Genomic DNA, 24,856 nt, shown 5'->3' with positions numbered 1-24,856 from the left:
GCGTTTTGCTCCGACGCGTGATGCACGGGGCGAACCGGCCCGCGGAACCTATCCCGGAGAGATCCCCTTCGCCACGGTGATTGCGCCCGATCGATAATCCTTTGACTTTTGGCTGCGCATCCCCCACATGCGCCCCATCGAAGCGCGCTAGCCATGCGTGAAGCGGCGGAATTCCAAAAAACATCCGCCCCGGCCGCGCCTCGGTTCTCTCTCAGGACTTCCCTTTTCACGCGGGCGGTTTCAACCCCCGCGCCGCGCCCGTCATCCGTTCAGGATTGACGCAGGCGCGCCGCACACAATGCGAGTTTACATGACAACATTTGCTGACCTCGGGCTGTCGCAGCCCGTGCTCCAGGCCCTGGCTATCAAGGGCTATACGGCGCCCACGCCGATTCAGGAACAGGCGATCCCGCCGGTGCTCAAGGGGCGCGACCTGCTCGGCATCGCCCAGACCGGCACGGGCAAGACCGCCGCCTTCATGCTCCCCGGTATCGATCGTCTGCGCGAGGCCGACAAGCCGATCCCGTTCAAATCCTGCCGGATGCTGGTGCTCGCGCCCACCCGCGAACTCGCGGTCCAAATCGCCGACAGCGCCAAGGATTACGGCGCGCTCGCTGGTCTCAAGGTGCAGTGCATCGTCGGCGGCACTTCGGTGGGCAAGGATCGCAACAAGCTGCACCGCGGCACCGACATCCTCGTCGCCACGCCCGGCCGCCTGCTCGATCTGGTCGACCAGAAGGCGTTCAACCTCTCCGGCATCGAGATCCTCGTGCTCGACGAGGCTGACCAGATGCTCGACCTCGGCTTCATCCATGCGCTGCGCAAGATCCGCGAGCTCGCCCCCAAGCAGCGCCAGACGCTGTTCTTCAGCGCCACCATGCCCAAGGCAATCAGGGAGCTGGTGGGCGGCTATTGCCACAATCCGGTGCAGGTTTCGGTGACGCCCGAAAGCACCACGGCCGAGCGTATCGCGCAATACCTGTTGATGGTGCAGCAGGACGAGAAACTGTCCTTGCTGGAAATGATCCTCAAGGGCCGCCACGCGGTGCCCGGCGTGATCGAGCGCGTGCTGATCTTCGCCCGCACCAAGCACGGCGCGGACCGGGTGGTGAGGAAGCTCGCGCAGGCCGGCATCGAGGCCAACGCCATCCACGGCAACAAGTCCCAGCCGCAGCGCCAGCGTGCGCTCGATGAATTTCGCAAGGCGCGCGTGCCGATCCTGATCGCGACCGATGTCGCCGCGCGCGGGATCGATATTCCGGGCGTCAGCCATGTGATCAATTTCGAGCTGCCCAACGTGCCCGAACAATATGTCCACCGCATCGGTCGCACCGCGCGCGCGGGGCGCGACGGGGTGGCGATTGCCTTCTGTGCCGAGGACGAGCGGGCCTATCTCAAGGACATTCGCAAGACGACCGGCGCGGAGCCGGAGCGCCTGCCGCTGCCGGCCAATTTCCGCGCGGTGGTCGAAGGTGTCGGGCCGGAAAAGCCTGCACCGCGACAGCCAGTAAAGCGGGTGCAGCCGCGTCCACTCGGCCAGCGCGGGGCCTCCAAGAGCGAGCATCGCCCCCGACAGGGCGAGCACAGCTGCGAAAGACGCCCGCAAGGCGAGCGCCGCGCCCCGCACGCGCAAGCGCGCCGGACGGAAAGCGATCGCCGGCCGCAGGGCGGCAAACCCGCGCATGCCGGCAAGGGCGCTGCCCGCCCGCAAGGGCATGGCCAGGGCAATGGCGGCGGCAATGGCGGCGGCAATCGCAGCCGCAACCGCCGCGGCCGTGGCCGTGGCGATGCCGGCCGTTCCCGCGCCGCGAGCGCCTGACATTCCCGTGTAGCCGCACCAGCGGCAAGGGTGAAAGGCCGGGAGGCCTGCTGTTCGCCCTGCCATTGGAATTCTTCCTTGCTTGGGCTATAGCCCGCGAGCACTCACAGGAGGATGCGCGCCCATGGCCGATCAGTACGATTTTGACCTTTTCACCATCGGGGCAGGCTCTGGCGGCGTGCGCGCGAGCCGCGTCGCTGCCGCGCACGGTGCACGGGTGGCAGTGGCCGAGGAATACCGCGTCGGCGGCACCTGCGTCATCCGCGGCTGCGTGCCCAAGAAGATGCTGGTCTATGGCGCGCATTTCGCCGAGGATCTCGAGGACGCCCGCCAGTTCGGCTGGAACATCGAAGGCAAGAGCTTCGACTGGCAACGCTTGCGCGATCATGTGCAGAACGATGTCGCCCGGCTCGAAGGGCTTTACGGCGAGACTTTGTCCAACCACAAGGTCACCATCTTCAACGAGCGCGCGACGATCACCGGCGATCACCAGATCACGCTGGCAAGCGGCCGGCAAGTCACTGCCGCGCATATCCTCATCGCCACGGGCGCGCGCCCGCACATTCCCGAATTCCCCGGCAATCAACACGTCATCACCTCGAACGAGGCGTTTCATCTCGAGCGGCTGCCGCGCCGTATCCTGATCGCCGGCGGGGGCTATATCGCCAATGAATTCGCCGGTATCTTCAACGAGTTCGGCAGCAAGGTGACGGTTGCTAACCGCTCCGACACGATCCTGCGCGGCTATGACGAGGCCTTGCGTGACAGGCTGCTGCAGATTGCGATGGTCAAGGGCATCGAGTTCCTGTTCATGGCCGAGCTCGAGCATATCGAGAAACAGGAAGACGGCACGCTGCTGGTCAAGCTGACCGGGCAGGAGCCACGCATCTTCGACTGCGTGATGGTTGCCACCGGGCGCGTCCCCAATAGCGAGGGGCTGGGACTGGAGGCCATCGGGGTCGAAATCGGCACGCGCGGCGAAATCGTGGTCGATGCCTTCAGCCGCACCAATGTGCCTTACGTCTATGCCGTTGGCGACGTGACCGACCGCGTGCAGCTCACCCCTGTTGCGATCCGCGAAGGCCAGGCCTTCGCGGATTCCGTGTTCGGCCCGGGCCAGCCCTATGCCGTCGATCACTCCTGCGTGCCATCCGCCGTGTTCAGCCACCCGCCGATCGCCGCGGTCGGCATGACCGAAAGCGAGGCGCGCAACCGGCTCGGCAGCATCAAGGTCTATCAGGCCGATTTCCGTCCGATGAAGAACGTGGTGGCGGGCCGCAACGAGCGGTGCCTCTACAAGATGGTGGTCGATGCCGCGAACGACCGGATCGTCGGCATCCACATGATCGGCCCCGAAGCGCCCGAGATCATGCAGGCCGCTGCGATCGCGGTGAAGGCGGGCCTCACCAAGGCTGATTTCGACGCTACGATCGCGATCCACCCGACCATGGCCGAGGAACTGGTGCTGTTCAAATAGAGGGGCAGGTAAGTCTGGCAGCGCGTGCCGACCCATTCCGGCACAGCAGCCCAACGCGGGCAAGACGGCCTTGCCCCGGACGGTTTATCTGTGGGCCATGTCCAGCACCGTCCTCACGGCTCGTCAGCAGCGCGAGCTCGAATATCATCGCAAACACGCCGCGAATGCTGCCGAGGAGGCGCTGCGTCCAGTGGCCGACGACGTCATCGTCAGCACCGCGCGGCGGCCGTGGAATGCCTATTGGTCGATGTATGACCGCCTGCTCGCCAGCGATCTGGCGGGCAAGGCGGTGCTGGTGCTGGGCTGCGGGTTCGGCGACGATGCGGTCCGTATCGCCAAGCTGGGCGCGCGCGTGTCGGCCTGCGATCTCTCGCCCGAAAGCCTCGCCATCGCCGAGGCCCGCGCAAGGCGCAGCGGGGTGGATGTCGCCTTCGCCGCCATGCCCGCCGAGGCCCTGACCTATCCCGACAACAGCTTTGATGCCGCGGTGTTCGTCGATATCCTGCACCATGTCGATATCGCCGCGACCGTGGCCGAGATCGCGCGGGTGCTGAAGCCCGGCGCACAGGTTGTCGGCGACGAGCTCTATACCCATACCCGCCTGCAAGCCATCCGCGAGAGCGGCCCGGTTCGGCGGGTGCTCTATCCGCGGATGCGGCGCTGGATCTACAGCGGCGAGACGCCCTACATCACCGCGGACGAGCACAAGATCGACGAGCACGAATTTGCGCTCGTCACCGCGCGCCTGACGGGTGTGGAGACCGACTGGTTCAACATCCTCGAAGGTCGGCTCTACCCGTCGCGCCTGCGCTGGGCGGCACGGATCGAGCGGGCCTTGATGCGTCCGCTGGCGCCGCTGGCGCCGGTGCTGGCCGGTCGCGTGGTGTTCAGCGGCAGGCTGGCGAAGTACCGCGTTACGCGCCGAGGCGGGCGGGCGAAAACATCGCCGCTGTCAGGCCTGCCTGCGCACAATCGTCAGGCAAGGGCTGGCCCAGCACCGCCGCTGCCGCGATGCGCGAGAGGGCAGGCGCGGTCTGGAACCCCGCGCCGCCCTGGCCTGCGCACCAGAAAAAGCCGGGTGCGCCGGCCGCTTCGCCCACCACCGGCAATTCGTCCGGCGCAAAACTCCTGAGACCCGCCCAGCTGTGGGGGATGCGGCGGATGCCGAGGGTGGTTGCCCGTTCCACCCGGTCGGCGGCGATGGCGATGTCGAGTTCTTCCGGCGCCGCATCGCAGGGTTCGGACGGGGTCTGGTCCATGCTCGAGGCGAGGATCTGGCTGCGGCCCTCGGGCAGGAAATAGAAGCCTTCGCCCACGGTCTTGGTGAAGGGCCAGGCCCTTACGTCCACCCCTTCCGGGGCGGCAAAGCTGATCACGGTGCGGCGGCGCGGCTCGATGCCGATGGGGCGCACGCCCGCGAGCCGTGCGAATTCATCCGCCCAGGCACCTGCCGCGTTGACGAGGATCGGGGCGGTGAAGTCCCCGGCTGAGGTGGTCACCCGCCATGTCTCGCCCTCACGCGCGACCGCGGTGACCCGCGCGCCGGTTATCACCTGCCCGCCGCCGGCGCGCACGTCTGCGCTCGCGGCCTGGAGCATCGCGTGGGTATCGAGCTTGAGCGAACCGCGATCGACCAGCGCCGCCGCGCAGGCCTCGGGCCTCAGGGCGGGCATCAGCGCAAGGGCTTCCTCGGGGCCGATGCGGGCGTAATCGCAAGCGTAATGCCGGTGCACGTCCTCCAGCGCATCGAGCGCCGCGATCTGGTCGGCAGAGGCGATATGCAGTGCGGGATGGACATGCGCGTGCGCGGCGAGTTCGGCCATGCTCAGCGCGGTGAGATCGCGCACCGGCACGTTGCCGAGCCCGTAATGCGCGAAAGCCACGCTCCGGCCCGAGGCATGGTAGCCCGGCGCGCTTTCGCCCTCCAGCACCACCACCTGCGCCTGCGCCGCCAGCCGTGCGGCCAGCGAAAGCCCCGCGATTCCGCCGCCCACCACCAGCACATCCGCCCTCTGCATCACCGCATCTCCCGCACTTTTGCCACGTTGACGCCTGGGACGCGCTAAGGCAACGCACCGGGGCAAGAGAGCCACAGGAGAGGAACCTCGCGTGTCCGCCAACATCGCCGAAATGGAACGCCGCCGCGAAGCTGCCCGGATGGGCGGCGGCCAGAAGCGCATCGACGCCCAGCACGCCAAGGGCAAGCTGACCGCGCGCGAGCGGCTCGACGTGCTGCTCGACGAGGGTTCCTTCGAGGAAATCGACACCTATGTCGAGCACGACTGCATGGATTTCGGCATGGAAAATCAGCGCATCCCCGGCGACGGGGTGGTGACGGGTTCGGGCACGATCAACGGGCGCCTCGTTTACGTCTTCTCGCAGGACTTCACCGTGTTCGGCGGTTCGCTGTCCAAGCGTCATGCCGAGAAAATCTGCAAGATCATGGACACCGCGATAAAGGTCGGCGCGCCGGTGATCGGCCTCAACGATTCGGGCGGGGCGCGCATCCAGGAAGGCGTGGCATCGCTGGGCGGCTATGCCGAGGTGTTCCAGCGCAACGTCCTGGCGAGCGGCGTGGTGCCGCAGATCAGCCTGATCATGGGGCCTTGCGCGGGCGGGGCGGTCTATTCGCCGGCGATGACCGACTTCATCTTCATGGTGAAGGATTCGAGCTACATGTTCGTCACCGGCCCCGACGTGGTCAAGACCGTCACCAACGAGGTCGTCACGCAGGAGGAACTGGGCGGCGCGATCACCCATACCACCAAGACTTCGGTGGCCGATCTCGCCTACGAGAATGATGTCGAGGCGCTGCTGGCGACCCGCCGCTTCTTCGATTTCCTGCCGCTCTCGAACCGCGATGAAGGGCCGACGCTGCCGACCAGCGATCCATGGGACCGGCTGGAGATGAGCCTCGACACCTTGATCCCCGAGAACGCCAACCAGCCCTATGACATGCACGAGGTGATCACCAAGGTGCTGGACGAGGGCGATTTCTTCGAGATCCAGCCGGCCCATGCCGCCAACATCATCTGCGGGTTCGGCCGGGTTGAGGGCCGCACCGTGGGCGTGGTGGCGAACCAGCCGATGGTGCTGGCGGGCGTGCTCGACATCAATTCCTCGAAGAAAGCCGCGCGCTTCGTGCGCTTCTGCGATGCCTTCGAGATCCCGATCATCACCTTCGTCGATGTCCCCGGCTTCCTCCCCGGCACGGCGCAGGAACTGGGCGGGATCATCAAACACGGCGCGAAGCTGCTCTTCGCCTATGCCGAGGCGACCGTGCCCAAGATCACCGTCATCACCCGCAAGGCTTACGGCGGGGCCTATGACGTGATGGCCTCCAAGCACCTGCGCGGCGACCTCAACTACGCCTGGCCCACCGCCGAAATCGCGGTGATGGGCGCAAAGGGCGCGGTGGAGATCATCTTCCGCCAGGAAAAGGACAACCCCGCCAAGATCGCCGAGCGGACCAAGGAATACGAAGACCGCTTCGCCAACCCCTTCGTGGCGGCGAGCCGAGGCTATATCGACGAGGTGATCCACCCCCACTCGACCCGACGCCGGATCGCGCTGGGGCTAAGGAAGCTGCGGACGAAGCAGCTGGAGAACCCGTGGAAGAAGCATGACAATATTCCGCTGTGATCCACCCGCTTCTCCTTGTCGTTTTTATCGCAGCCATGCCCATCTGGGGTGTTTGGGCCTTGCGTAAGTCGATGAAGAAGGGCGCGATCACCTATGAAGGACGCATTTTGCATCGGCAGGAGCAACCGGCTGCCTTCTGGGTGACGATGCTCTTGATCAGCTTTTTCGGGTTTGTTGCCCCGGTCGTACTGGCAATCGGCGAATATGATCGCCTCGCTGCATTTCTTGGAGCCAAATGATGAAACTCGGCCGCTTGAACCACATCGGGGTCGCCACGCCCTCCATCGCGGACTCGATCGCCTTCTACCGCGACGTCATGGGCGCGACCAAGATCCACACCCCCTTCGACCTTGAAGAGCAGGGCGTGAAGGTCTGCTTCGTCGACACGCCCGGCGCGGACGGGGCGATGAACGGAACGCAAATCGAGCTGATCGAGCCGCTCGGGGAGAATTCCACCCTCGCAGGCTTTCTCGCCAAGAACCCCTTGGGCGGGCAGCATCACCTGTGCTTCGAGGTGCCCGATATCGCCGAGGCGCGCTCGGAGTTCGAGGCGATGGGCAAACGGATCCTCGGCCCCACCCGCATCGGCGCCCACGGTACACCTATCTTTTTCGTCCATCCCAAGGACATGGGCGGCATGCTTACCGAGATCATGGAAACGCCCAAGGAGGGCGCGCACTGGTCGAACTGAACCCCCGGGAGAGAGAAATGTCCTACGAAACCATCCGCGTCACCCGCGAAGGCCCGCTGCTCACCATCACCCTCAACCGTCCGGAACGCCTCAACGCCATGCCGCCCAAGATGGCGGACGAGCTGGGCCAGTCCTTCTACGACCTGGGCGATGCACGTGCGGTGCTGATCACCGGCGAGGGCAAGGGCTTCTGTTCGGGCGCAGACCTTGCGGCGCGCGGCGATAGCTCGGCGCTGGGCGGCAAGGGCGGCAGCCACGAGGCGCTGATCAATCACTACAACCCCGCGATCAGCCAGTTGATCCGCGCGAGCGTGCCGGTGATCTGCGCGGTCAACGGCCCGGCGGCGGGCGTGGGCTGCTCGCTCGCGCTGGCGGCAGACTTCACCATTGCCGCCAAGAGCGCCTATTTCCTTCAGGCCTTCGTCAATATCGGCCTCGTGCCCGATGGCGGCTCGACCTGGCTGCTCACCCGCGCCATCGGCCGCGCGCGCGCCACGCGGATGATGATGCTGGGCGAAAAGATTTCTGCCGCTCAGGCCGAGGAATGGGGCCTCGTCTACAAGTGCGTCGAGGATGCCGACCTGATGAGCGAAGCCCGCGCGCTCGCCGAGAAGCTGGCGAACGGCCCGACGATCGCCTACGCGCAGATGAAGCGCAACATCGCGATCGCGCTCGATCAGAACCTCCAGATGGTGCTGCTCGCCGAGGCCGAGGCCCAGCGGATCGCCGGCGCAACCAAGGATGCGATGGAGGGTGGCATGGCCTTCCTCCAGAAGCGGAAAGCGGAATTCAGGGGGGAGTAAGCCCACCACTTCGTTACCCCGGCGGTTGCGAAGCACAGCCGAAGGCTGAACGCCGGGGCCTGGGGCGGCACGAGATGCCGGCTTTCGCTGGCATGACGAATTTGCTTTGGAAGAGTCATGACCCAAAAACCCACGCTCGAAGACTGGACCGCCCTCGCCGCCAAGGAAGTGAAGGGCCGCGACCTGACTTGGCACACGCCCGAAGGCTTCGCGATCAAGCCGCTCTATACCGCGGAAGATCACGAAGGGTTTGACCCCGGCCTGCCAGGTTTTGCGCCTTTCACCCGCGGGGTGAGGGCAAGCATGTATGCGGGGAGGCCTTGGACCATCCGCCAATATGCGGGCTTCTCCACGGCAGAGGAATCGAACGCCTTCTACCGCCGCAATTTGGCGATGGGGCAGAAAGGGCTTTCGGTGGCCTTCGATCTTGCCACCCACCGTGGCTATGATTCCGATCACCCGCGCGTGGTTGGCGATGTCGGCAAGGCGGGGGTGGCGATCGACACGGTCGCGGACATGGAGATCCTGTTCGACCAGATTCCGCTCGATTCCATGTCCGTCTCGATGACGATGAACGGCGCGGTGATCCCGGTGCTGGCCTTCTTCATCGTTGCGGCCGAGCGTCAGGGGGTGAGCCAGGAGAAGCTCGACGGCACGATCCAGAACGACATCCTCAAGGAGTTCATGGTCCGCAACACCTATATCTACCCGCCCGAGCCGAGCATGCGGATCATCTCGGACATCATCGCCTACACCTCGGCTAACATGCCCAAGTTCAACAGCATTTCGATCTCGGGCTACCACATGCACGAGGCCGGCGCCACCGCGGTGCAGGAGCTTGCCTTCACCATTGCCGACGGCAAGGAATATGTGAAGCGCGCTATGGCCGCGGGCCTCGATATCGACGCCTTCGCCGGGCGGCTGAGCTTCTTTTTCGGCATCGGCATGAACTTCTTCATGGAGATCGCCAAGCTGCGCGCCGCGCGCACCTTGTGGTGGCGGGTGATGGACGGGCTCGGCGCGAAGGACGAACGCTCGAAGATGCTGCGCACCCACTGCCAGACGAGCGGTGTGAGCTTGCAGGAACAGGACCCCTACAACAACGTCATCCGCACCACGGTGGAGGCGCTCGCGGCCGTGCTCGGCGGCACCCAGTCGCTCCATACCAATGCGCTCGATGAAGCCATCGCGCTGCCGACCGATTTCTCCGCCCGCATCGCCCGCAACACCCAGCTGGTGCTTCAGGAGGAAAGCGGGATCTGCAACGTCGTCGATCCGCTCGGCGGCTCGCACTATGTCGAGGCGCTCACCCAGACCCTCGTCGAGGAGGCGTGGAAGCTGATCGAGGAGGTGGATGCGGCCGGCGGCATGACTGCCTTCGTCGCGACCGGTGCGCCCAAGGCCGCAATCGAGCGCGCGGCGGCGGAAAAGCAGACCAAGGTCGACAAGGGCGAGACGGTGATCGTCGGCGTCAACAAGTATCGCAAGGAACGGGAAGACGCGCTCGAGACGCTCGAGGTCGACAACCAGAAGGTCCGCGCCGGGCAGATCGCCCGCATTGCCAAGGTGCGCGAAGCGCGCGACGAAGCCGCCTGCCGGGCGGCTCTGGCGGCGCTGACCGAGGGCTGCAAGTCGGGGGCGAACCTGCTCGCGCTCGCGGTGGAAGCCGCGCGCCACGATGCCACCCTCGGCGAGATTTCCTCGGCGATGGAAGAGGTCTTCGGCCGCCACGATGCGCGTCCCGCACCGGTCACGGGCGTCTACAAGAGCGCCTATGCAACCGACCGCCGCTGGGCGCAGGTGGTGGACGGCGTGGAGGCCGTGGGCCGCCGCCTCGGCCGCAAGCCGCGCATCATGATCGCCAAGATGGGCCAAGACGGCCATGATCGCGGGGCGAATGTGATCGCCTCGGCCTTCAGCGACATGGGCTTCGAGGTGATCTCCGGCCCGCTGTTCCAGACCCCTGCAGAAAGCGCGGCGATGGCGCTCGAACACGATGTCGATGTGGTCGGCGCCTCCAGCCTCGCGGCAGGCCACAAGACGCTGATCCCCGAACTGATCCGCCTCCTGCGCGAGGCCGGGCGCGGCGACATCAAGGTGACGGCAGGCGGCGTGATCCCCCCGCAGGACTACGACTTCCTGCGCGAGGCGGGGGTGCAGGGCATTTACGGCCCCGGCTCGAACGTGGTGGAGTGCGCGGCGGATATCCTCGTGCTGCTCGGCCACAACATGCCGCCGCTGGGCGAGGGGCTGGACGAGGCGGCGGAGTAGAATTGCGCCTAACCCCTTCGCCCTGAGCTTGTCGGAAGCGAAGCTGGGCGTTGCCCAACGGCTGCTTTTCCCCTTATCGGCGGCATGAAGTTGAAAGGCAGGGCTTCGACTGGCTTAACCCGCATGGAGTTTGAAGGTTTGACTCACCCCCGCACCGACTGGACCCGCGCCGAGATCGCGGCCCTTTTCGACCTCCCGTTCACCGAGCTGCTGTTTCAGGCCGCCAGCGTCCACCGCGCGCACCACCCCGCGACCGAGGTCCAGCTGTGCACGCTGCTCTCGATCAAGACCGGCGGGTGTCCGGAGGATTGCGGCTATTGCTCGCAGTCGGTCCACGCGGATTCGGGCGTCAAGGCGACCAAGCTGATGGACGTGCAGGCGGTGCTCCAGAAGGCGGCTGAGGCGAAGGATGCGGGCAGCCAGCGCTTCTGCATGGGTGCGGCGTGGCGCAATCCGAAGGACCGCGACATGCCCGCGATCGTGGAGATCGTGAAGGGCGTGCGGGCGATGGGCCTTGAAACCTGCATGACGCTGGGGATGCTCGAACCGCATCAGGCCGCAATGCTCGCCGAAGCCGGCCTCGATTACTACAACCACAATATCGACAGCAGCCCCGAATATTACGAGCGCATCATCTCCACCCGCGATTTCCAATGCCGGCTCGATACGCTCGAGTACGTCCGCAAGGCGGGGATCAATGTCTGCTCGGGCGGGATCGTCGGCATGGGCGAGACGCGCGAGGACCGGGTGGGGTTCATCCACACCCTCGCCACGCTGCCGCAGCATCCCGAAAGCGTGCCGGTGAATGCGCTGGTGCCCGTCAAGGGCACGGTGCTGGGCAATATGCTGGCCGACACCCCGCTCGCCAAGATCGACGATATCGAGTTCGTCCGCACCGTCGCGGTCGCGCGCATAACCATGCCGCTCTCGATGGTGCGGCTCTCGGCCGGGCGCGAGTCCATGTCCGAGGCGACCCAGGCGCTGTGCTTCCTTGCAGGCGCGAATTCGATCTTCACCGGCGACAAGTTGCTCACCGCCCCCAACGCGGGTGACGACAAGGACGGCGCGCTGTTCGCCAAGCTCGGCCTCACCGCGCTGAAGGGCGAGGAACCCGCGCGCGCCTGCAAGAGCGCGGTGCCCGCTGAATGATCGCCCTGCTCGCGGCAGTGGCGCTTGCCGGCGCGCAGCCCGCGCCGCAGCCACAGCCGCTCATCATCGGCGAGACGGTGACGCTGGAGGCGCTCGATGTGCGGCGCGAGGTCAACATTGTCCTGCCCCTCGGTTATGCCGAGGAGCCTGACAAGCGCTGGCCGGTGGTCTATCTGCTCGATGGCGGGCTGACGCAGGACCTGTTGATGGGCGCGGGCCTCCAGCGCTGGAATACCATCTGGGGCCGTAGTGCGGATGCGATCATCGTCGGGATCGAGACGAAGAACCGCCAGCGCGAGCTGCTCGCGCCCACGGGTGATGCTGCCGAACAGGCCCGCTGGCCGACCGCAGGCGAGAGCGCAACCTTCCGTGCGTGGATCGCAGACACCGTCAAGCCCATGATCGAGGCGCGCTATCGCCATGATGGCCGTGCCTTTCTGATCGGGGAGAGCGCGGCGGGGCACTTTGTGGTCGAGACATGGACCGAGGCGCCCGGCCTGTTCAGCGGCTACGCCGCGATATCGCCCAGCCTCCAATGGGATTTCGCGGCGCTCAGCCGCAAGCCGCTGGGCACAGCCAACCGCCCGCCGATCTACCTCAGCCTCGCCGACGAGGGCGGGGCGACCGAGGCGGGGATGATGCGGCTGCTGGAAATGCTGCCCAAGGGGCAGGCCTATTGCTTTTCCGACCGTCGCAAGGAACTGCTCCACGCCACCGCGCTTCACGGCCTGCTGCCCGAGGCGCTGCAATACCTGCTGCCGACCGGGGCCGATTATCTCGCGGACTATGGCTTCACCCTGCGCTGCGAGCAGCGAGGGGGATAGCGTGAGTCTGGGCTTTTGCGTCGATACCCTGCTCCCCAAGGCCCGCGGTGGCGGGCAGCTGCGGATGGGTCTGGTCAAGCTCGAGGAGCGCGACTGGCTCCAGCCTTCGCCCGATCTGGCAGCGCGGGCGGCAGGGTTTGCCGCGTGGCCCGAGGGCGTGCAGCTTACCCCCGAGGTCGATGCGCCGGGGCGCGAGCTGGCCGCGCTGCTGGGGGTGGAGGGCGCGCTCGCGCAAGCCGCGCTCGCGGTCCACGAAGACCTGTGCCTGCTGACCAAGCGCGAAGGCGAGGATGTCTACCGCCTCATCGGTGCGGCGGTCGCCTGGCCCTCCGACTGGCGCCCGGCTGAGAAAATCGGCCTGCCCTTGCGCGCGCTCCATGCCCCGATTGCAGGCTATGAGGAACAGCTCGCCACCGGGGTCGACCGCTTCATGGAGACCCTGCGTCCCGGCCCCATCTATGGCCGCTGCAACTGGTTCATCGCTGCCACCGGAGAGCGCCGCTGGCTCCCCGACCGGCCCCCGCAGGAAGCCTTCGCCCATGTCACGCCCGACAATGCCGGCGAAACCCTGTTCGTGCGCTCCGAACGCCAGACGCTGAGGCGCCTGCCGCAGACGGGCGCAATCCTGTTCACGATCGGCATCTACGTCGAGCCGCTCGGCCGCCTGTCTCGCGCCAATATTGCCATGCTCGGACGCGCGGTGCAGAATCTGCTGGATGGCGAGGGTGACCGCCGGGGCGCACCGGCCTATGCCGACAGCCTGATCGCCTTTGCTGAAAGGAACGCTGCATGATCGCCCCTCTGATTCTCCCCCTGCTCGCCGCGGCCACGCAGCCACCGGTGCCCGAATGGAACTGCGCCGATCCGCAGGTTCAGCAGGAGATGAACTGGTGCGCCAGCCAGGAATACGAGGCCGCCGATGCCGCGCTCAACGCCCAGTGGACGCTCACCGCAGCGGTGATGAAGAAGCGCGATGCCGAATGGGCCGAAATCGGTTCTTCCGACAAGCGGCCCGGTTTCTTCAAGAGCCTGATCGAAGGCCAACGCGGCTGGCTGCGCTATCGCGACGCGCATTGCCGGGTGGATGGCTATGCCGCGCGCATGGGCAGCCTTGAACCGCTGCTGGTCGCCACCTGCAAGACGCGCCTCACCCGCCTGCGCACGGCGGAACTCAAGGAGCTGGTCGAGGTGCCGGGTTGAGGCGCAAATCCGCTAGCTTGCTTGGCGGCCCATCCCTCGGCATAGCCGCTGGCCGTAACGGCACCCCTTTGGAGAGAGGCCCTAACCCTTGTTCTCGAAAATCCTGATTGCCAACCGCGGCGAGATCGCCTGCCGGGTCATCACCACTGCACGCAAGATGGGGATCAAGACTGTCGCGGTCTATTCCGATGCCGACGCGCGCGCGCCCTTCGTGGCGATGGCGGACGAGGCGGTGCATATCGGGCCTTCGCCCGCCGCCGAAAGCTACCTCGTCGCCGAAAAGATCATCGCCGCCTGCAAGCAGACCGGGGCAGAAGCGGTGCATCCGGGTTACGGCTTCCTCTCGGAACGCACCGCCTTCGCCGAGGCGCTCGCCAAGGAGAACATCGCCTTCATCGGCCCGCCGGTGGGTGCGATTGCGGCGATGGGCGACAAGATCGAATCCAAGAAGCTTGCCAAGGAAGCGGGGGTCAATGTCGTCCCCGGTTTCGTCGGCGAGATCGAGGATACCGAACACGCGGTGCGCATCGCCAACGAGATCGGCTATCCGGTGATGATGAAGGCTTCGGCAGGCGGCGGGGGCAAGGGGATGCGCCTCGCCTACAACGAGGCTGACGTGCGCGAGGGCTTTGAAAGCGTGAAGCGCGAGGGGCTGAACTCCTTCGGCGATGACCGCGTCTTTATTGAAAAATTCATCCTCAATCCGCGCCACATCGAGATCCAGATCCTCGGCGACCAGCACGGCAACATCCTCTATCTGAACGAGCGCGAATGTTCGATCCAGCGCCGCCACCAGAAGGTGGTCGAAGAAGCGCCGTCGCCCTTCGTCACCCCCAAGATGCGCAAGGCCATGGGCGAGCAGTGCGTCGCCTTGGCGCGCGCCGTGGGATATTATTCGGCAGGCACGGTCGAGCTGATCGTGTCGGGCGCGGACCCGACGGGAGAGAGCTTCTACTTCCTCGAAATGAACACCCGGCTTCAGGTCGAACATCCCGTCACCGAAGCGATTACCGGCATCGATCTGGTCGAGCAGATGATCCGGGTGGCGGCGGGCGAAAGGCTCGCCTTCACCCAGGAGGATATCGGCATCGACGGCTGGGCGATCGAAAATCGCGTCTATGCCGAAGACCCCTATCGCGGCTTCCTACCCTCCACCGGGCGGTTGGTGCATTACCAACCGCCGGTCGCCGGGTGGCACGAGGACGAGACCGTCGCCGGCAAGCCGCGGCGCGGCGTGGCGCGCGGGAAGGGCTCGGTGCGGGTCGATGACGGGGTCTACGAAGGCGGCGAAGTTTCGCGCTTCTACGACCCGATGATTGCCAAGCTGATCACTTGGGCTCCCACCCGCGACGAAGCGGCGGATTTGCAGATCGAGGCGCTCGACCGCTTCCGCATCAAGGGGCTGGGGCACAATGTCGATTTTCTCAGCGCGATCATGCAGCACCCGCGCTTCCGCTCGGGCGAGCTGACCACCGGGTTCATCGCCGAGGAATATCCCGATGGCTTCCACGGCGCGGCCACGAGCGAGGATGTGAAGCGCATTCTGGCTGCGGTGTGCGCGGGCAATGAATTCACCCTGCAATCGCGCGCGCGGCAGATCACCGGTCAGCTCGACGGGCCGCTACCGGTGACCGCGGAATGGATGGTCAAGCTTGGCGACCAACGCTTTGAAGTCATCCTTGGCGAAGGCCATGCGATGGTCGATGGCGTGCGGGTCGAAGGCACCTGCACCTGGCGCCCCGGCATGGTGCAGGCTGAGGCGACCGGCAAGATCGGGGATGGGCCGCAGTACCGGCTCGGCCTGATCGTCGAACGCATCGGCAACCAGTGGAAGGTGACGACGCGCGGCGCAGGCCACACCGCACTGGCGCTGCCGCTACGCCTGGCGCGGCATGAGAGCCTCATGCTGGAAAAGCTGCCGCCGGATCTGTCGCGCCTGTTGATCTGCCCGATGCCGGGAATGCTGGTGAAGCTCCATGTCGCCGAAGGCGAAAAGGTGCAGCCGGGCCAGCCGCTCGCCACGGTCGAGGCGATGAAGATGGAGAACATCCTGCGCGCCGAAAAGGAAGGCGTCATCGCCAAGATCAACGCCGCCGAGGGCGAGAGCCTCGCGGTCGATGCGATCATTCTGGAGCTGGAATAGGGCGCGGCTTCCTTCATCCAAAGCGTTGGTTTCAGCCTCTGCCGGCGCGAGCCCTGCGCGCGGTTCGCGCTCGGAAGTTTTGCGTCAAGCGGAAATCTCGCTGCATTGACGCGTAACAATATGTCGCAGCTTTTGTATAATGATGTCAAACGGTTGATATTTCGCGCCAGATCGCCGGAAAAACTTGGCTAACGCCCTGCTTGCCGATGACAATCCTTGTGCTGATTCGCGGCATCTCCCGCGCGGCGCGGATTGAATCTCGGTGGGAGGATTTGATCGTGGCACATACGGGGACTGGTTTTTTTGACCGGAAGGGCAATTTCTTCAAAACCGCGCGCGATGCGACCGTGAGCGATCTGGCGGGCCTGCTCGGCCAGATCGGCGAGGGCGAGAGCCTTGCGCCGGGCATCGCCTACATGCTGCTCGAACGGCGTGCCGAGATCGAACGGCTGTTTGCCGAGCATGACAAGATGCTGGAAGAAGAAGCCGCGATAAAGGCTGCACGGCAGAGTGAGGCCGGCGACAACGTCGCCAAGCTGCCGAGCCGTCCGGTCGCCTAGTCCGAGATGATCGCCACGGCGCGGATCCAGCCGGCGCTGGCGCGTTCGATCTTGACCGGAAAGCAGCTCACCATGAAGCCGTGCGGCGGGAGCGCGGCGAGGTTGGTGAGCTTTTCGATCTGATAGTAAGGCCGGATCCGCCCGGCCTTGTGGCCTTCCCAAATGATCGAAGGATCGCGGCTTTCCGCCCAGCGCTTCGCGGTATGGCTGAAAGGCGCGTCCCAGCTCCAGGCGTCGGTGCCGACCACTTCTATGCCCTGCTCGGTCAGCCACAGCGTCGCCTCGGCGCCGAGGCCCACGCCCTGATCGGTGAAGCCCTCGGTGCCATAGACCGCGCCCGACTGCACCAGCACGATGTCGAGCGGTTGCAGATCGTGACCGATCCGTGCCAGTTCCGCCTGCACCTCGGCCGCGCTCACCACATGGCCGTGGGGCAGGCCCGAGAAATCGAGCTTCACACCGGGGCGGAAGAAGCGGTCGAGCGGGGCCTCGTCGATGCTGGGGGCAGGGCTGGCACCCGAGTGCGTGGTCGAATGGTAATGCCACGGCGCGTCCATGTGGGTGCCGTTGTGGGTGGAAAGTTCGACAAATTCCACCGCCCAGCCTTCGCCGTCGGGCAGATCCGCGCGGGTGAGCCCGGGGAAGAACATCGCGATCTGTTCCCAGGTCGAATCGTGGGTCATGTAGGTGACCTTGGGGCGCATTACCTCGGGATCGGAGATCACGTCATTGGTGATCGGGATCGAAAGATCGATGAAGCGGCTCATCCAGCCATCTCCGCGTCGAGAAAGCAAGCAATGTCGGCAAGGTCCACATCGCGCGCCACGTAAGCTTCGCCCAGGGCGCGCAGCAACAAGAAGGGCAGGGTGGTGCCTTCGGCCTTCTTGTCGTGGCGCATGTGCGCGACGAGAGCCGCCCCGTCGCAGGCAAGGCCGAGCGCGGCGAGGCTGACGGGCAGGCCGGCGGCGGCGATCGCGGCGGTCACCCGTTCGGCATCGGCAAGGGTAATCTCTGCGCGCCGTGCCGAATAGCGCGCCGCCAGCGCCATGCCCAGCGCCACCGCCTCGCCATGCAGCAGCCGGTCGGAGAAACCCGTCTCGGCCTCCAGCGCATGGCCGAAAGTGTGACCGAGATTGAGCAGCGCGCGGCGGTCAAGCGTCTCGCGCTCGTCCTCGGCGACGATCCGCGCCTTCATCGCGATGCTGGTGGCGATCGCGTGTTCGAGCGCGGCGGGCGCGCGCGCGAGCACCTGCGTGCCGTTGGCTTCGAGCCAGGCGAAGAACGCGGCATCGCCAAGCAGCCCGTATTTGAGCACCTCGGCATAGCCTGCGCGCATCTCGCGATCCGGCAGGGTTTTCAGCACGAGCGGATCAATCACCACCAGCGAGGGTTGGTGGAAGGCGCCGATCAGGTTCTTGCCCGCGCGTGTGTTGATCGCGGTCTTGCCGCCGACCGAACTGTCGACTTGCGCCAGCAAGGTGGTCGGCACCTGCACGAAGCCTACCCCGCGCTTCACCACGGCGCAGGCAAAGCCCACAAGATCGCCCACCACGCCGCCACCAAGTGCGATGACATGGTCCTTGCGGGTCACGCCAAGCCTCAGCAGCCAGTCGCACAGGCGCTCCAGAACGTCCCAGCTCTTGGCATCCTCGCCCGGTTCGACCACGAACCATTCGGCGGCGAGGCCATGGTCTGCCAGATGGGCGTCGATCCCGCCCGCGAACAGGCGGTGCGTATTGGTATCGGCGACGAAGGGCACCGGGCGCTGCGGGCCATATCTCTTGAGGAACGGCGCAGCCGCCTCGGCAAGGCGGGCGAGCAGCCCCTCCTCGATCACCACTTCGTAAGCGCGCCCGGCCAGCGCAACGGGAATTACAGCCATTGGTCAATCGCCTCGATGATGGCACGCGCGGTTTCGGCATGGGGGCCGTTCTCGCTGACCACGCGGATAGGAGCTTGCGCATAGAAGGGTGCACGTTCGGCGGCCAGCCGGGTGAGGATTTCGCGCGGGTTGCCGTTGCTCAACAAGGGCCGCGTGTTGCGCCGCGCGGTACGCTCCACCAGCGTGTCGATATCGGCATCGATCCACACCGCGATCGTCCGCTCCAGAATCAGCGCGCGGGTCGAAGGATCGACGAAGGCCCCGCCGCCGGTGGCGATCACCCCGTGGCCTTCCTCGATCAACCGCGCGATCACCCGCCTTTCGCCATCGCGGAAATAGTGCTCGCCGAACTGTTCGAAGATCTCGGGAATGGAAAGCTGTGCGGCTTCGACGATGGCCTCGTCGGCATCGACGAAGTCGCGCCGCAGCAGGCTGGCGAGCTTGCGACCGACGGTTGATTTGCCCACGCCCATCAGCCCCACCAGCACCACCGGACGGGTGATGCGCGCGGCGATGCCGGCCAGATCGGCGGGTGCCGGATCGGGTGATGCAGGTTCGGCGGACATTGCCGCATGGCCTATAGATGGGCTAGGGCGCGTGCAATATGGCAAACCTATCCCGTCCCTCGCCGGCCCGGCAGATTCTCGCGCGCGAACCGGCGCGGTCCGTGCGCCTGCCGGGACGGCGGGCGGCAATCGGCGCGATGATCGCGCTGGTGCTGGCGGCGCTGGCCTGGTTCGATGGCGGCGAGGAAGAGATCCGCCCGATCGCGCAGGAGATCGTCCTGCCAGGAGCCGCGCAATGACGCCCGCGCGCGCCAGGCTTGCCGCGAGCGTGCTGGCGCTTGGCCTTGCGGGCGCGCTGGGCGGGGCGGGTCTGGCTGGTCTCGCGAGTGCCCAGGGCAAGCCCGAATCGATCCTGCCGCCCGGGTTCGATGATCCCGCCCCGGCTCCCACGCCAACCCCGGCCGCCACGCCTGCGCCGCGTCCTGCGCCCGCGCCGGGCGGTGCGCCGTCCCCGCAGCCGCGCCCCGGCACGGCCGAGACGATCCCGGCCCCCGGCACTGTCCTGCCCGGCACGGCGGCCGGAGTGCCTGTCGATGTCCCGGCGCTGCCCGCGATCACCCGCGATGAGCTCGCTCGCCTCCCGAGCCTCGAGGAGCTGGAGAACATGTCGACCGAGGAGCTCGACCAGTTGCTCGGGTTAAAGCCGAAGTTCGACATCCCCCCCGGCGCCCGCCGCGCGCTGACGAGGATCGGGGTGATGGCGGTCGACGAAGGCGGGCTGCCGCCGAGGACGCTTGCCAATCAGTCCGACAAGCTGGTGCGCGCCGTGCTCAATGGCACGCGCGGACCCATGGTTTCGCGCTGGGGACACATCTTGCTTCGCCGCGCCTTGGCCAGCCGCCTTGCCGCCCCGCTCGGGATGGACCCGGTCGAATTCGCGGCCCTGCGCGTCGGCGTGCTCAACCGGATCGGCGAATTCGCCGTGGCGCGCGCGGTGGTGCAGGATGTCGATACCGCCAGCTGGTCGCCCCCCCTCACCGCCGAGGCGCTGACCGCCTATCTCGGCTTGGGCGACGTCACCGGCGCCTGTCCCGCGGTTCGCTTGCAAGGCTCGGCGCGCGATGACGGCGAGTGGCAGCTGTTGCAGGCGATCTGCAATGCCTATGCGGGCGAAAGCGCGCTCGCCGCCTCGCAGCTGGACCGCGCGCTGTTCCGCGGGATTGCACCGCGTATCGACGTGCTCCTGGCGCGCCGCTTCGCCGGGGCGGCCGGGCGGGGCCAGCGCGCGGTGCAGATCGAGTGGGAGCCGGTCGAACGGCTCACCCCATGGCGCTTCAGTCTGGCCGCCGCCTTGGGCGAGCCGGTGCCCGAGAACCTGATGGAAGCTGCGCTCGGCGGCGCCGATGCCGGCTATTATGCGCGGTCCGGCGCGATGTTGCCGATGCTGCCTGCCGAACAGCGCATCGCCTTTGCCTCTCGCGCCGCGCGCGAAGGGATCCTGTCCGCGCAGGCACTGATCGACCTGTACAGTGCCGTCTATACCGACACCGTGAGCAATAGCGAGGCGCGCAGCCATGCCGTCGCCCTGCGCGAGGCCTATGTCGCAAGCGATCCCGCGGTGCGCATCGCGGCGATGCAGCGGCTGTGGGAGGCGGGCAATGCCATCGGCGGGGGTGATGGCTATGGCGCGCGGGTGCTGACCGCCTATGCCGCCGCCCGCATTCCGGCCGACACCGCCCAGGCCGATGCCGCCGGGGCGCTGATTGCCTCGATGCTCGCCGCCGGACTCGATCGCGATGCCCTGGCCTGGCGCGACGTGGTGGACGAAGGTTCGCTCGGCTGGGCGCTGATCGTGCTCTCGGCGCCGCGCAGCAATGGCGTGGGGCAGGGCGCGGTCGAAAGCTTTATTGGCGATGATGACAGCGCCGGGAGCCGCAAGTCGGCCTTCCTCGTCGCCGGGCTGGCTGGCCTCGGCCGTCTCGATGAGGCCGATGCCGCTGCCCTGGCGGGCGACATCGGCTTCGATCTAGCGCGCCAGACCCGCTGGACCCGCGCAATCGCGCGCGCTGCGGCGGTCAACAATCCGACACTCGTGGTGCTGCTGGCGGGGCTGGGGATGCAGGGGACGAGCTGGCAGCAAATGACCCCGCTCCATCTCTACCACATCATCGCCGCGCTGAACCGTGTGGGGCTTGAGGCCGAGGCCCGGATGATCGCCGCCGAGGCGGTCGCGCGCGGGTAATGTCGGCGGCGACCGAGGCGTTCCTCGCCATGCTCGCTGCCGAGCGCGGCGCGTCCGCGAACACGCTTGCCGCCTATCGGCGCGATCTCGCGCAGGCCGAGGAGGCGATCGGCGATCTTGCCGCGGCAGACCGCGATGCCGTTGCCCGCCTCGCGCAAGCGTGGGGCGCGCTCGCGCCGGCCAGCGTGGCCCGCAAGGCCTCGGCGATCAGGCAGTTTTTCGGCTTTGCAATCGACGAGGGCTGGCGCGCCGACGATCCCTCGGGCGCGCTGCCTGCGCCGCGCGCCCGCCGCCCGCTGCCCAAGGTGCTCGGACATGCCGACATCGCGGCGCTGTTCGCCCGCGCCGAGCTGGAAGCGGCGGGCGAGGAGCCGCAGGCGGTGCGCACGCTCGCGCTGATCGAGCTGCTCTACGGTTCGGGCCTGCGCGCCTCGGAACTGGTGGGCCTGCCACTCGTCGCGGTGCCGCGCGATGCGCCCTTCCTCACCATCGCCGGCAAGGGTGGAACGACCCGGCTGGTGCCGGTCGGTGCGCGTGCGCTGGCGGCCTTGTCACGCTGGCTGGCCGTGCGTCCGGGCGCGCCGGCCTCGCGTTACCTGTTTCCCTCGAAAGGCAAGGTGCCGCATCTCACCCGCGTGCGGCTGTTCCAGCTCTTGAAGGCGCTGGCGGTCCGCGCCGGGCTTGATCCCGCGCGCATCAGCCCGCACGTGCTGCGCCATGCCTTTGCCACCCATCTGCTCGAGGGCGGAGCAGATCTGCGCGTGCTCCAGACGCTGCTCGGCCATGCCGATATTTCCACCACGCAGATCTACACCCATGTCGATGCCGCGCGGCTGGTGGCGCTGGTCAATTCCCGCCACCCGCTTGCAACTAGGGCGACATCGGACTAGCGCCGCGCCATGATTTCCTATCTCGATTTCGAGAAGCCGGTCGCCCAGCTGGAAGATCGCATCGCCCAGTTGCGCAGCGTCAACGCGCTGCATGATGTGGATGTGGCGCAAGAAATTGCCCGGCTAGAGGCCAAGAGCACCGAACTGCTCGCCAGCACCTATGCCTCGCTCACCCCGTGGCAGAAGACCCAGGTCGCGCGCCATCCGCAGCGGCCCCATTTCCGCGACTATGTCGCCCATGCCTTCAGCGATTTCATGCCCTTGGGCGGAGACCGGCTCTATGCCGATGATCCGGCGATCATGGGCGGATTCGCCATGCTCAACGGACGGCGGGTGATGCTGATCGGCCACGAGAAGGGCCATGACACGCAGAGCCGCATCGCCCACAATTTCGGCATGGGCAAGCCCGAGGGCTATCGCAAGGCGATCCGCCTGATGGAACTGGCGGGCCGATTCGGCCTGCCGGTGGTCACGCTGGTTGACACCTCGGGGGCTTTCCCCGGAATCGAGGCGGAGGAGCGCGGGCAGGCCGAAGCCATCGCCCGCGCGACCGAGGCGTGCCTTGCCCTGCCGGTGCCGATGGTCGCCGCGATCGTTGGCGAGGGCGGATCGGGCGGCGCGGTCGCGCTTGCCAGCGCCAACCGGGTGCTGATGCTCGAGCATGCGGTCTATTCGGTGATCAGCCCGGAAGGCTGCGCCTCGATTCTGTGGCGCACCAGCGAGAAGGCCCCGGAAGCGGCGCAGGCGATGAAGATCACCGCCCAGCATCTCAAGCGCGCCAACGTGATTGACCGCATCGTCAAGGAGCCGGTTGGCGGGGCCCATCGCGATCCGGTGGCAGCCGCGCGGATGCTTGGCCAGGCGCTGACCGAGGAGATCGATCTCCTTTCCGGCAAGGACGGCGCCACGCTGATCGCCCAGCGCGAGGAGCGCTTCCTCGCCATCGGCGGTTAATCTTTCGCTTGCCACACCCTTGCCGCGAGCGGGTTTCCGGATAGGTTGAGATCGGAAGGGAGCCGGCGAAGGACAAGGGACTGATCATGGCACGATTTTCACGCAGGCAGTTCGCGCTCGGCGCGGCCGCGCTCGCCCTGGCGGGTTCGGTGGGAGCCGCGGTTGCGGCGCAGACGCCGCGGCCCGGCAGCGCGATCACGCCGCAGGAAGCGCAGATGGGGGCGCAGTATCATCCCCAGTTTCTTGCCGAATTCGGCGGCGCGATGACGGGCCCCCACGCCGCCTATGTCGAGCAGGTGGGCAAGAACATCGCGGTGCAATCGGGTCTCGGCAATGCCCGCGAGGCCTTTACCGTCAGCCTGCTCAATTCGCCGGTGCACAATGCCTTCGCGGTGCCGGGCGGCTATATCTACACCACCCGCCAGCTGGTCACCTTGATGAACAACGAGGCGGAACTGGCCGCGGTGCTGGGCCATGAGGTCGGCCATGTCGCCGCCCGCCATAGCCAGCGGCGGCAGAAGGCAGCGCAGCGCAATTCGATCCTCGGCGTGCTGGGGGCGATCGGCTCGTCGATCCTGCTGGGCGATTCGCAGCTCGGCAGCACCCTGTCGCGCACCTTCCTGGAGGGCTCGCAGCTGCTCACCTTGCGCTTCTCGCGCAAGCAGGAGCTCCAGGCGGATGAGCTGGGAATCCAGTATCTCGGCCGTGCAGGCTATGATCGCCGCGCGATGGCGACCGTGCTGGCGAGCCTCGCCGCGCAGAACGCGCTCGATGCCCGGCTTGCAGGGCGCAATGCCAGCGTGCCCGAATGGGCCTCGACCCACCCCGATCCCGCCAGCCGGGTGCAGACCGCGCTGGCCAAGGCCGGCACTGCGACCGGTGGTGTCACCAATCGCGACATCTTTCTCACCCGGATCGACGGTCTGCTTTATGGCGACGATCCGGCGCAGGGCGTGATCGAAGGCAGCAGCTTCATCCATCCCGAGCTGCGCCTCGCCTTCACCGCGCCGCAGGGCTTTTTCATGGTCAACGGCACCCGTGCGGTGAGCATTCAGGGCCAAGGCGGGCAGGCGCAGATGACGCTGGCGGCTTATAACGGCAATCTCGACACCTATGTCCGCCAGCAGTTCGCCGCGCTGGGCGGGCAGAACCGCAATCTTGCTCCGGCGCAGATGGAGCGCACCACGGTCAACGGCCTGCCGGCCGCCTATGGCGTGGCGCGGGTCAACAATGGCAATTCGCAGGTCGATGTGGTGGTCTTCGCCTATGAATTCGCGCGCGATAGGGCCTATCACTTCACCGCGGTCGCACCTGCGGGCCGCGCAGGCACCTTCAATTCGATGTTCCAGTCGATGCGCCGCATCACCCCGGCCGAGGCCGAAGCGGTGGTGCCGAAGAAGCTCCAGGTGGTGACAGTGGCGCGCGGCGACACCGTGGCGAGCCTCGCCCGGCGCATGGCTTTTCCGAGCGCGCAGGAGGAACGCTTCCTCGTGCTCAACGGTATGCGCGCCGGAGAAGCGCTGGTGCCGGGCCAGAAAGTCAAGATCGTGGTGCGCGCGCGTTAGCTTTTTGATTGCGCTGACGCGCGATGCAGACCCCCCACCCCGCCTCGTGTTCTTGTTTTCGTGCCACCTTCGGTGGCGCAGACCCCCCGCCCCGCCTCCCCACCCGGCCACCAATGATACCATCAGGCTATGGTGGCCGGGTGGGGAGGCGGGGCGGGGGGTCTGCGGTTCGCGCCAGCGAACCCGACAAACAAAAAGCGGCGGAGGTTTCCCTCCGCCGCCTGCCTTTACAGTCCCT

The 24,856-nt window shown here is 66.7% G+C and carries 22 protein-coding genes and 1 pseudogene; 19 read left to right on the top strand and 4 right to left on the bottom strand.

The features are described 5' to 3' along the window. Positions 1-310 precede the first annotated feature (310 nt). The 3 genes and pseudogenes from BZF61_RS12950 to BZF61_RS16040 all read left to right on the top strand — a co-directional run. Positions 311-1,819: a DEAD/DEAH box helicase gene (locus BZF61_RS12950; protein ID WP_086619810.1), complete on the top strand. Its 1,509-nt coding sequence runs from the start codon at positions 311-313 to the stop codon at positions 1,817-1,819. Positions 1,820-1,943: 124 nt separating this feature from the next. Continuing rightward, positions 1,944-3,296, top strand: coding sequence for a glutathione-disulfide reductase (gorA, locus tag BZF61_RS12945; protein WP_086619809.1), 1,353 nt, complete (start codon positions 1,944-1,946; stop codon positions 3,294-3,296). 97 nt (positions 3,297-3,393) lie between these two features. After that, positions 3,394-3,891: pseudogene (locus BZF61_RS16040) on the top strand (class I SAM-dependent methyltransferase); the annotation flags it as partial. Between the two features lie 319 nt (positions 3,892-4,210). On the opposite strand, the gene BZF61_RS12935 reads toward BZF61_RS16040, so the two are convergent. Beyond that, complete coding sequence (locus BZF61_RS12935) at positions 4,211-5,314, bottom strand: NAD(P)/FAD-dependent oxidoreductase (RefSeq protein WP_169711968.1); 1,104 nt, start codon at positions 5,312-5,314, stop codon at positions 4,211-4,213. 91 nt (positions 5,315-5,405) lie between these two features. Between BZF61_RS12935 and BZF61_RS12930 the strand changes: the two genes are divergently transcribed. The 11 genes from BZF61_RS12930 to BZF61_RS12885 all read left to right on the top strand — a co-directional run bounded on the left by BZF61_RS12930 (position 5,406) and on the right by BZF61_RS12885 (position 16,579). Beyond that, complete coding sequence (locus tag BZF61_RS12930) at positions 5,406-6,938, top strand: acyl-CoA carboxylase subunit beta (RefSeq protein ID WP_086619806.1); 1,533 nt, start codon at positions 5,406-5,408, stop codon at positions 6,936-6,938. Continuing rightward, positions 6,935-7,177 carry a hypothetical protein gene (locus BZF61_RS15650; protein ID WP_143737055.1) on the top strand — a complete coding sequence of 81 codons (243 nt, stop codon included), beginning with the start codon at positions 6,935-6,937 and terminating at the stop codon, positions 7,175-7,177. Before BZF61_RS12930 ends, BZF61_RS15650 begins: the two co-directional genes overlap by 4 nt. After that, positions 7,177-7,629 (top strand): methylmalonyl-CoA epimerase, encoded by a 453-nt coding sequence (mce, locus tag BZF61_RS12925; RefSeq protein WP_086619805.1) that lies wholly within the window; start codon positions 7,177-7,179, stop codon positions 7,627-7,629. The genes BZF61_RS15650 and mce overlap by 1 nt, the downstream gene beginning before the upstream one ends. 17 nt (positions 7,630-7,646) lie before the next feature. Then, on the top strand, positions 7,647-8,432 hold the full coding sequence (locus BZF61_RS12920; protein WP_086619804.1) for an enoyl-CoA hydratase-related protein: 786 nt from the start codon (positions 7,647-7,649) through the stop codon (positions 8,430-8,432). 117 nt (positions 8,433-8,549) lie between these two features. Then, entirely contained in the window at positions 8,550-10,703 is a 2,154-nt protein-coding gene (gene scpA, locus BZF61_RS12915) for a methylmalonyl-CoA mutase (protein WP_086619803.1), read from the top strand. A gap of 123 nt (positions 10,704-10,826) precedes the next feature. Next, positions 10,827-11,852, top strand: coding sequence for a biotin synthase BioB (gene bioB / locus BZF61_RS12910; RefSeq protein WP_086619802.1), 1,026 nt, complete (start codon positions 10,827-10,829; stop codon positions 11,850-11,852). Beyond that, the gene (locus BZF61_RS12905) at positions 11,849-12,676 is read left to right on the top strand and encodes an alpha/beta hydrolase (protein WP_086619801.1); all 828 of its coding nucleotides are present in this window, start codon (positions 11,849-11,851) and stop codon (positions 12,674-12,676) included. Before bioB ends, BZF61_RS12905 begins: the two co-directional genes overlap by 4 nt. A 1-nt stretch (position 12,677) precedes the next feature. After that, a complete protein-coding gene (locus BZF61_RS12900; protein ID WP_086619800.1) occupies positions 12,678-13,469 on the top strand; it encodes a heme-dependent oxidative N-demethylase family protein in 792 nt (263 codons plus the stop codon). Beyond that, positions 13,466-13,876, top strand: coding sequence for a lysozyme inhibitor LprI family protein (locus tag BZF61_RS12895; RefSeq protein ID WP_086619799.1), 411 nt, complete (start codon positions 13,466-13,468; stop codon positions 13,874-13,876). The genes BZF61_RS12900 and BZF61_RS12895 overlap by 4 nt, the downstream gene beginning before the upstream one ends. Before the next feature lie 88 nt (positions 13,877-13,964). Beyond that, a complete protein-coding gene (locus BZF61_RS12890) occupies positions 13,965-16,019 on the top strand; it encodes an acetyl-CoA carboxylase biotin carboxylase subunit (protein ID WP_086619798.1) in 2,055 nt (684 codons plus the stop codon). 278 nt (positions 16,020-16,297) lie between these two features. Continuing rightward, on the top strand, positions 16,298-16,579 hold the full coding sequence (locus BZF61_RS12885) for a hypothetical protein (protein ID WP_169711967.1): 282 nt from the start codon (positions 16,298-16,300) through the stop codon (positions 16,577-16,579). Here BZF61_RS12885 and BZF61_RS12880 read toward each other — a convergent pair. The 3 genes from BZF61_RS12880 to BZF61_RS12870 are packed head-to-tail and all read right to left on the bottom strand — an operon-like array spanning position 16,576 to position 19,027. Then, on the bottom strand, positions 16,576-17,346 hold the full coding sequence (locus BZF61_RS12880; protein WP_086619797.1) for a cyclase family protein: 771 nt from the start codon (positions 17,344-17,346) through the stop codon (positions 16,576-16,578). The genes BZF61_RS12885 and BZF61_RS12880 overlap by 4 nt on opposite strands. Further along, entirely contained in the window at positions 17,343-18,461 is a 1,119-nt protein-coding gene (gene aroB / locus BZF61_RS12875; RefSeq protein ID WP_086619796.1) for a 3-dehydroquinate synthase, read from the bottom strand. The genes BZF61_RS12880 and aroB overlap by 4 nt, the downstream gene beginning before the upstream one ends. Beyond that, positions 18,452-19,027, bottom strand: a complete 576-nt coding sequence (locus tag BZF61_RS12870; RefSeq protein WP_086619795.1) for a shikimate kinase — start codon at positions 19,025-19,027, stop codon at positions 18,452-18,454. Before BZF61_RS12870 ends, aroB begins: the two co-directional genes overlap by 10 nt. Before the next feature lie 38 nt (positions 19,028-19,065). On the opposite strand from BZF61_RS12870, the gene BZF61_RS12865 reads away from it, so the two are divergent. The 5 genes from BZF61_RS12865 to BZF61_RS12845 all read left to right on the top strand — a co-directional run bounded on the left by BZF61_RS12865 (position 19,066) and on the right by BZF61_RS12845 (position 24,618). Further along, the gene (locus BZF61_RS12865; RefSeq protein WP_086619794.1) at positions 19,066-19,266 is read left to right on the top strand and encodes a hypothetical protein; all 201 of its coding nucleotides are present in this window, start codon (positions 19,066-19,068) and stop codon (positions 19,264-19,266) included. Next, complete coding sequence (locus tag BZF61_RS12860) at positions 19,263-21,209, top strand: hypothetical protein (protein ID WP_086619793.1); 1,947 nt, start codon at positions 19,263-19,265, stop codon at positions 21,207-21,209. Before BZF61_RS12865 ends, BZF61_RS12860 begins: the two co-directional genes overlap by 4 nt. Beyond that, positions 21,209-22,099 (top strand): tyrosine recombinase, encoded by an 891-nt coding sequence (locus tag BZF61_RS12855; protein WP_086619792.1) that lies wholly within the window; start codon positions 21,209-21,211, stop codon positions 22,097-22,099. The genes BZF61_RS12860 and BZF61_RS12855 overlap by 1 nt, the downstream gene beginning before the upstream one ends. 9 nt (positions 22,100-22,108) lie before the next feature. Then, positions 22,109-23,053 (top strand): acetyl-CoA carboxylase carboxyltransferase subunit alpha, encoded by a 945-nt coding sequence (locus tag BZF61_RS12850; protein ID WP_086619791.1) that lies wholly within the window; start codon positions 22,109-22,111, stop codon positions 23,051-23,053. 86 nt (positions 23,054-23,139) lie between these two features. Continuing rightward, positions 23,140-24,618, top strand: a complete 1,479-nt coding sequence (locus tag BZF61_RS12845; protein WP_086619789.1) for a M48 family metalloprotease — start codon at positions 23,140-23,142, stop codon at positions 24,616-24,618. The last annotated feature ends 238 nt before the right edge of the window (positions 24,619-24,856 follow it).

The organism is Erythrobacter tepidarius (assembly GCF_002155695.1).
In the GTDB taxonomy this organism is placed as follows: domain Bacteria; phylum Pseudomonadota; class Alphaproteobacteria; order Sphingomonadales; family Sphingomonadaceae; genus Erythrobacter; species Erythrobacter tepidarius.
This window is presented reverse-complemented; position numbering and strand designations above follow the sequence as displayed.

Coding starts and splice junctions, on each gene's coding strand:
- BZF61_RS12950 (WP_086619810.1), top strand. CDS start 311: ATGACAACATTTGCTGACCTCGGGCTGTCGCAGCCCGTGCTCCAGGCC.
- gorA (WP_086619809.1), top strand. CDS start 1,944: ATGGCCGATCAGTACGATTTTGACCTTTTCACCATCGGGGCAGGCTCT.
- BZF61_RS12935 (WP_169711968.1), bottom strand. CDS start 5,314: ATGCAGAGGGCGGATGTGCTGGTGGTGGGCGGCGGAATCGCGGGGCTT.
- mce (WP_086619805.1), top strand. CDS start 7,177: ATGAAACTCGGCCGCTTGAACCACATCGGGGTCGCCACGCCCTCCATC.
- BZF61_RS12920 (WP_086619804.1), top strand. CDS start 7,647: ATGTCCTACGAAACCATCCGCGTCACCCGCGAAGGCCCGCTGCTCACC.
- scpA (WP_086619803.1), top strand. CDS start 8,550: ATGACCCAAAAACCCACGCTCGAAGACTGGACCGCCCTCGCCGCCAAG.
- bioB (WP_086619802.1), top strand. CDS start 10,827: ATGGAGTTTGAAGGTTTGACTCACCCCCGCACCGACTGGACCCGCGCC.
- BZF61_RS12905 (WP_086619801.1), top strand. CDS start 11,849: ATGATCGCCCTGCTCGCGGCAGTGGCGCTTGCCGGCGCGCAGCCCGCG.
- BZF61_RS12895 (WP_086619799.1), top strand. CDS start 13,466: ATGATCGCCCCTCTGATTCTCCCCCTGCTCGCCGCGGCCACGCAGCCA.
- BZF61_RS12880 (WP_086619797.1), bottom strand. CDS start 17,346: ATGAGCCGCTTCATCGATCTTTCGATCCCGATCACCAATGACGTGATC.
- aroB (WP_086619796.1), bottom strand. CDS start 18,461: ATGGCTGTAATTCCCGTTGCGCTGGCCGGGCGCGCTTACGAAGTGGTG.
- BZF61_RS12870 (WP_086619795.1), bottom strand. CDS start 19,027: ATGTCCGCCGAACCTGCATCACCCGATCCGGCACCCGCCGATCTGGCC.
- BZF61_RS12865 (WP_086619794.1), top strand. CDS start 19,066: ATGGCAAACCTATCCCGTCCCTCGCCGGCCCGGCAGATTCTCGCGCGC.
- BZF61_RS12860 (WP_086619793.1), top strand. CDS start 19,263: ATGACGCCCGCGCGCGCCAGGCTTGCCGCGAGCGTGCTGGCGCTTGGC.
- BZF61_RS12855 (WP_086619792.1), top strand. CDS start 21,209: ATGTCGGCGGCGACCGAGGCGTTCCTCGCCATGCTCGCTGCCGAGCGC.
- BZF61_RS12850 (WP_086619791.1), top strand. CDS start 22,109: ATGATTTCCTATCTCGATTTCGAGAAGCCGGTCGCCCAGCTGGAAGAT.
- BZF61_RS12845 (WP_086619789.1), top strand. CDS start 23,140: ATGGCACGATTTTCACGCAGGCAGTTCGCGCTCGGCGCGGCCGCGCTC.